The sequence below is a fragment of the Nocardia araoensis NBRC 100135 genome, assembly GCF_000308435.1.
Classification (GTDB): Bacteria; Actinomycetota; Actinomycetes; order Mycobacteriales; family Mycobacteriaceae; genus Nocardia; species Nocardia araoensis.
In genome coordinates this window covers 1-6,501 of the sequence record NZ_BAFR01000127.1, presented here as the reverse complement: position 1 = coordinate 6,501, position 6,501 = coordinate 1, and the positions used below count along the sequence as shown (strand labels likewise).

Genomic DNA, 6,501 nt, shown 5'->3' with positions numbered 1-6,501 from the left:
GCCGGTTGACCGATGCCCCGTTCCTGGCCGCCGCTACCGGCGCGACGCCCAGCAGGCGTCCGGTGTGGTTCATGCGCCAGGCCGGACGCTCGCTGCCCGAGTACCGCGAGGTGCGGGCGGGCATCGGGATGCTCGAATCCTGCTTCGACCCCGAGCTGGTGTGCGAGATCACCTTGCAGCCGATTCGCAGGCACCGGGTCGACGCGGCGATCTTGTTCTCCGACATCGTGGTTCCGCTCAAGGCGGCGGGGATCGACCTGGACATCGTCCCCGGTGTGGGGCCGGTGGTCGCCGCACCCGTGCGAACGGTCGACGATGTGCGCGCCCTGCCCCGGCTGCGCCCCGAGGAGGTGGGGGCGGTCACCGACGGCGTGCGCCTGCTGGTCGACGCGCTGGGGGAGACGCCGCTGATCGGGTTCGCGGGCGCGCCGTTCACCCTCGCCTCCTACCTGGTCGAGGGCGGTCCGAGCAAGAATCACGAGCGCACCAAGGCGATGATGTACGCCGACCCGCGGACCTGGCACGAGCTGCTCGGTGTGCTCACCGATATCACCATCGCGTTCTTGCAGGCGCAGTTGGCGGCCGGCGTCGACGCCGTGCAATTGTTCGACTCCTGGGCGGGCGCGCTCTCGCTGGCCGACTACCGCAGTTTCGTGCTCCCGCATTCGGAGCGGGTGTTCGCGGAGATCGCCGAGGCGGGCGTGCCGCGCATCCACTTCGGCGTGGGAACCGGCGAGTTGCTCGGCGCCATGAGCGAAGCGGGAGCCGACGTGGTCGGCGTCGATTGGCGGGTGCCGCTGACCGAGGCCGTCCGCCGGATCGGGCCCGGAAAAGCGTTGCAGGGCAACCTCGATCCCGCCGTGCTGTTCGCCGGGCCGGAGGCGATCGAGGAGCAGGCGCGGCGGATCGCGCGCGAAGCGGACGAGGCGATCACGCTCGGCGCTGCCGGGCACATCTTCAACCTCGGCCACGGGGTGCTTCCGGAGACCGATCCGGGCGTGCTGACCGCCTTGGTGGAGCTCGTGCACGAGCTGTAGGCCGGGCCGAGGCGGTGGGTCGGGCCACCGGGGCGACGGTCGCGGTGGCGGCACGCGATACGGTCGAGGCATGCGTATCGCGGTGGTCGGCGGCGGGATCAGCGGACTGGTGGCCGCGTATCGGTTGCGGACGTTGCTCGGGCCGGATGCCGACGTGCTCGTGCTCGATCGCGCCGAACGGGTCGGCGGCATCCTCTATACCGGTGAATTGGCCGGGGAGCCTTTGGATCTCGGCGCGGAAGCGTTCGTCGGGCGGCGGCCGGAGGTGCCCGCGCTGCTGCGGGAGCTCGGGCTGGAGTCGCAGCTGGTGACCCCGGCGGGTCTGCGGCCGCTGGTGTGGTCCTGTGGAAGCGCGCATCCGCTGCCGGAGGGCACCCTGATGGGTGTCCCGGCGAACGCGGAGTCGATGCGCGGGCTGGTCGACGCCGAGACACTGGCACGGATCGCCGCCGAACCGGACCGCCCGCTGGACTGGGAGCCCGGCTCCGACACCGACGTCCACCGCCTGGTCGCCGATCGCTTCGGCGCGCAGGTCGCCGAGCGCAGCGTGGATCCGCTGCTCGGCGGCGTGTACGCGGGCAGTTCCCGCTCCATCGGTGTCCGCGCCGCGCTGCCCACCCTCGCCGCCGCGCTGGACAACGGCGCCCCCAGTCTCACCGCCGCGGTCGGCGCCGCGCTGCCGCCGCCGTCGAACGCGCCGGTCTTCGGTGGAATCCGGGACGGTTACCGGGTGCTGCTCGACGCGCTCGCCGACCGCTCCGGGGCCAGGTTTGTCACCGCGACGCCGGGAACGCGTCTGGCCAGGGGGCTGCGCGGTTGGGTGGTCGACCCGATCGGCGCCGTCGACGCGGTGGTGCTCGCCACCCCCGCGCCGGTGACCGCGCGACTGCTGAGCGCCGTCGCCCCGGTCGCGGCGGCGGAACTGGCGGGCGTCGAACTCTCCTCCTCCGCCGTGGTCGCGCTGGCGCTGCCCCGCGAGACCGCTCTGCCGCGGAACTCGGGCATCCTGGTGGCCACCGGAGAACCCCTGCGCGCCAAAGCGTTCACCCTGTCCAGCCGCAAATGGACACATCTCGCACAACGCGAAACCGCGCTCGTCCGCGTCTCTTTCGGCAAGTTCGGCGACGACTCGCCGCTGTCGTGGCCCGACTCCGAACTCGTCGCCGCCGCCACCGCGGACCTGGCTACCGTGACCGGGGTCGCGATCGAGCCGGTGGAGGCCGTCGTACAGCGCTGGCCGGGTGGCCTCGCCCAGTACGCGCCCGGCCACCCTGCCCGCATCGCGACCGTCGAAGCCGAGGTCGCGGCGCTGGACGGGCTGGCGGTAGCGGGCGCGTACCTGCACGGCGTCGGCGTGCCGGCGTGCGTCGCCTCCGGCACGGACGCCGCACAACGTATCGCGGCGCAGGTCGGCGCGGGCACCGCACGCTGACCGGGTGCGGGCGTGCCGCATCTGTGCTTGCGACGCCAGCTGCGCGCCCTCGGCATCCCCGACGCCCGCGTGCACATCGAGCAGTTCACGCCCGGCGACGCGGGCGCTCCCAAGCGAGTGGCACGATAGTGCTATGGCGCGACTCGACTATCAGGCTCTCAACTCCACCATCCGCTACCTGATGTTCTCGGTCTTCCAGGTGCAGCCCGGAGTGCTGGGCGAGGACCGGGACGCGGCGACCAAGGAGGCCAAGGCGTTCTTCGACGGTCTGGCCGACCGCGACGTCGTGGTCCGCGGCGTCTACGACGTGGCCGGGATGCGCGCCGACGCGGATTTCATGATCTGGACGCACGCCGAGCGCGTCGAGGACCTGCAAGCCGCCTACGCCGACTTCCGCCGCACCACCGAGCTCGGCCGGGCCAGCGCGCCGGTCTGGAGCAACGCGGCGCTGCACCGTCCCGCCGAGTTCAACAAGAGCCACATTCCGGCTTTCCTGGCCGGTGAGGAACCGGGCGCCTACATCTGCGTGTACCCGTTCGTCCGGTCCTATGAGTGGTACCTGTTGCCCGATGACGAGCGCCGCCGGATGCTGGCCGAACACGGTAAGGCCGCGCGTGGCTATCCGGACGTGCGGGCGAACACCGTCAGCTCGTTCGCGCTCGGCGACTACGAATGGATTCTGGCCTTCGAGGCGCCCGAATTGCACCGGATCGTCGATTTGATGCGCGACCTGCGGGCCACCGACGCTCGGCGGCACGTGCGCGAAGAGATCCCGTTCTTCACCGGCCCCCGCGTGGAGATCGAGAAGCTGATCGCCGCTCTGCCCTGACACGGCCCGCCCCGGCGTCGGCAAACGCTTGCCCGGAGTTTTCGGGGCATGCGCCGCACGCCGGGGCTTCGTACGCTGCCCGTGAGCGTCGGGCTGGTTACTCCGCTGCGCTGCCCGAGGGGTGCAGTCGCAGGGCGATGGAGTTGATGCAGTAGCGCTTGTCGGTGGGCGTGTGGTACCCCTCGCCCTCGAACACGTGGCCGAGGTGGCTGTGGCAGTTGGCGCACAGCACTTCGACCCGATGCATGCCGAGCGAGTCGTCCGACCGGAGAATCACCGCGTCGGACGCCGCCGGATCGAAGAAGGACGGCCAGCCGCAGTGCGAGTCGAATTTCTCGGTGCTGCGGAACAGTTCGGCGCCACAGGCCCGGCACACGTAGACGCCCTCGGTTCTGGTGTCGGTGTACTCGCCGGTGAACGGCCGCTCGGTGGCGGCCTCGCGCAGCACCGCGTATTCCTCCGGGTTGAGCTTCGACCGCCATTCCTGCGGCGAGAGCTGGATACGCGGCGCGGGCACGGAGGTGTCGGCTTCGGAACTCATGGCTCCACGCTAATACGATTCTGCTCCACCGGCGCCGAACCGTTGTGTGGCCTGGAGGTTTCCGCCGGGAGAGCCGCGGCGGCAGCGGAAACCGGCGTCTGCGGCTCCTCGGCGCGCGGGTCCGGTGCCGATTTCATCCATGCCGGATCGATCCCGAACGGCAGCCGTCCTTCCCGCCGCGCGGCCAGATAGCGTTCGCCGAGCACGCAGAACACGACGATGAGCAGCAGGCCCCAGCCGAAGGTGATGCGCAGGTACTCCAGGTTGCGGCCGATGTGCTGCCAGCGGTCCGACAGCCACTTGTCGTAGCTCATGAACCCGAAGATCGCCAGCCAGGCCGGCCAGTTGCGCAGCACCGAATTGCGCAGCACGACGGTCATCAGGAATGGGAACAGCATCATCGAGTAGTACATCTGCCCCAGCGAGCTGAGCAGGAACGAGGCCGTCAGCAGCACGCCGGAGGAGGTGCAGACGAAGAACAGTTCGTCCTCGCGGTAGTAGCGGTACAGCAGCCACAGCGAGATCAGCACCAGCACGCCGAGCCCAACGCGCATGCCCCAGGTCAGCCACGGCGGCAGCCCGTAGTACTCGCCGTTGCCGACGATCGCGCTGTTGAAGTAGTCGCGGGATTCGAAGAGGTAGGGCGCGGTGCGGGTGAGGAACTCCTCCGGGTCCTTCACCAGCGGCCAGGCGATCGCGGTGAGCGCCAGCGGCACGCCGAGGGCCGTCACGAAGACTTTCCACTGCCCGCGGACGAGCGCGATCAACAGCAACGGAGCCAGTGTGGGTTTGACCGCGATACTCAATCCGAGCGCGGCGCCCGCCCACAGGTCGCGCCGTTTCAGCAGCAGGTGGATGAACATCAGCTCCGCCAGCAGTACGCAGCCGTTGACGTTGGTGAACACCAGCGTGTTGATCACGGTCTCGGAGGAGAACATCGCCAGCAGCAGCGCGGGCGCGGCGACCGAGTTCAGCGTGTACCGGAACAGTCGCAGCAGCAGATACCAGGCGATGAGGATCGCGATCGCGTTCAGGGCGATGAACAGCCAGCGCGACTTCTCGTAGTCGATGGCGGCGATCGGCGCGATCAGCAAGGTGCCGCTGGGCGGGTACAGGTAGTGCGGGTCCACCGAGTCGAAGTTCGCGGTATAGACCGGCCGCCCGTTCAGAAAGTCGAGCGACGCCTGGTAGACCGGCTTGTAGTCGTCGGTGATGAAGCCGTTGACAGCCTTGATGAAAACCCGGTTCAGCACGGTCATGACCGCGAGGGGCCAGAGTGCGAACTTGATCACCTCGGCGGTGGTGCGAGCGGTCCGGGGCTCGAGCTGTCGAAGGAACACTGGGGCACGGTACACCGGATGGGTTACCGGTGGTTGGCCGGACCTGCCGGACGCGCCGCTCGACGACCGCGCGCCACCGAGGCTAAGCCGGGCAGGCGGTGCCATCCGCGGGAAGTTTGCCGTCCTTCAGATAGTCGAGCACCGCCCGCTGCGCGCAGCTGGAATGGGTGGCCACCGGATGCCCGAAGCCCTGCCAGGACAGCGCCGCGTGCCGGGCGCCCGCCGAACCGATCGCGCCGGTCACCGACGACTGACCACCGTTGCCGACCACCGGATCGGCGACCCCGCCCAGCACGAGCACCGGGATGCCCAGCTTTTCGGGCAGCGGGGGCGCGGTCGACACCGGCCAGGCCGCGCATTCCATCAGTGCGATGGCCGCCGCTTTGCCGAAGACGGGATACTTGCCCGCCCACGTGCCTGCGAGCTCGTTGGCCTTGTCCGGCGTCGGCGGCAGCTGTGTGTCGGTGCACCGGTTGACGAACTGGCCGTCGCTCTCGGTGGCCGCGGCTTCGCGCCTGATCAGATCGTTCAGCGGTCCCCGGTCGCCGCGTCCGGCCGCGGCCAGCGCGTCGGACAGCTCGTTGACCCGAGTGGCCTGGTCGGCGCGCGGGCTGCCGAGGAAGCCCGACACCGCGGTCAGCAACGCGTTCGCCGAGATGTCGCCGAGGTCGCCGGTCCCGGCCCGGTTCACCAGATCGGTGATCGCGGCGCGTGGATCGGCTCCCAGCGAGCAACCGACGCCGACGCAGCGCTGCGCGAACGCCGTCAGCGCCGCCTCGGCGCCCTGCACGGCTTGCTCGGAGCGGGTCACGGCATCGGTGCCGACCGGCTCCGGGGAGTCGAGCACCAGCCGGGCGACGTGGTCGCCGTACTTGCGGGCGTAGCTGAGCGCGACCTTCGCGCCGTTGCCCGTGCCAAGTAGCGCGATGTGGTCCACCTGCCACTGCCTGCGCAACTGCTCGATGTCGTCGGCGGCGTGCGGTGCGTCGAAGGTGCTCTCGTAGGGCTGCAGGAAGTCGCGGCAGGCGATGGTGCCGTCCTGGCTCAGCTTCGTCATCCGCGCCACCGGGTCGCCCGCGCCGGGGCCGGACTGGGCGTTGTCGGCCAGGCCGCGACGGATCTCCGGCGGCAGGCAGTCGATCGGCTGGGAGCTGCCGATGCCGCGCCGGTCCACCGCGACGATCGGGCGGGCGGCCAGCAGCGCGGAGGCCGGGCCCGCGGCCAGCCCGGCCAGGGTGGCGGACGAGGAACGATCCGAGCCCGAGGTGAGCACCAGCGGCGGTGCGTCGGCCGGGGTCTGTGCCAGCCGGGCCCGCAACGCG

The 6,501-nt window shown here is 70.5% G+C and carries 6 protein-coding genes; 3 read left to right on the top strand and 3 right to left on the bottom strand.

What is annotated here, in order from left to right; all coding sequences use genetic code 11:
• Positions 1-5 precede the first annotated feature (5 nt).
• From hemE to hemQ, 3 genes are all read left to right on the top strand, one after another.
• The gene (gene hemE / locus ON21_RS17240) at positions 6-1,037 is read left to right on the top strand and encodes a uroporphyrinogen decarboxylase (protein ID WP_086006434.1); all 1,032 of its coding nucleotides are present in this window, start codon (positions 6-8) and stop codon (positions 1,035-1,037) included.
• A gap of 70 nt (positions 1,038-1,107) precedes the next feature.
• Entirely contained in the window at positions 1,108-2,469 is a 1,362-nt protein-coding gene (locus ON21_RS17235) for a protoporphyrinogen oxidase (RefSeq protein ID WP_039799128.1), read from the top strand.
• Between the two features lie 133 nt (positions 2,470-2,602).
• Positions 2,603-3,298 carry a hydrogen peroxide-dependent heme synthase gene (gene hemQ / locus ON21_RS17230; RefSeq protein WP_039799126.1) on the top strand — a complete coding sequence of 232 codons (696 nt, stop codon included), beginning with the start codon at positions 2,603-2,605 and terminating at the stop codon, positions 3,296-3,298.
• A 97-nt stretch (positions 3,299-3,395) separates the two neighbouring features.
• On the opposite strand, the gene msrB is transcribed toward hemQ, so the two are convergent.
• From msrB to ON21_RS17215, 3 genes are all read right to left on the bottom strand, one after another.
• Entirely contained in the window at positions 3,396-3,839 is a 444-nt protein-coding gene (gene msrB, locus ON21_RS17225) for a peptide-methionine (R)-S-oxide reductase MsrB (RefSeq protein WP_051020897.1), read from the bottom strand.
• A complete protein-coding gene (locus ON21_RS17220) occupies positions 3,836-5,179 on the bottom strand; it encodes a glycosyltransferase family 87 protein (RefSeq protein ID WP_039799125.1) in 1,344 nt (447 codons plus the stop codon). The genes msrB and ON21_RS17220 overlap by 4 nt, the downstream gene beginning before the upstream one ends.
• 82 nt (positions 5,180-5,261) lie before the next feature.
• Positions 5,262-6,501: alpha/beta hydrolase (locus ON21_RS17215; RefSeq protein WP_039799124.1), on the bottom strand; the 1,240-nt coding region annotated here is incomplete at its 5' end.

Bases quoted from the DNA above. Each gene is read 5' to 3' on its own strand.
- ON21_RS17235 (WP_039799128.1), top strand. From the start codon at position 1,108: ATGCGTATCGCGGTGGTCGGCGGCGGGATCAGCGGACTGGTGGCCGCG.
- msrB (WP_051020897.1), bottom strand. From the start codon at position 3,839: ATGAGTTCCGAAGCCGACACCTCCGTGCCCGCGCCGCGTATCCAGCTC.
- hemQ (WP_039799126.1), top strand. From the start codon at position 2,603: ATGGCGCGACTCGACTATCAGGCTCTCAACTCCACCATCCGCTACCTG.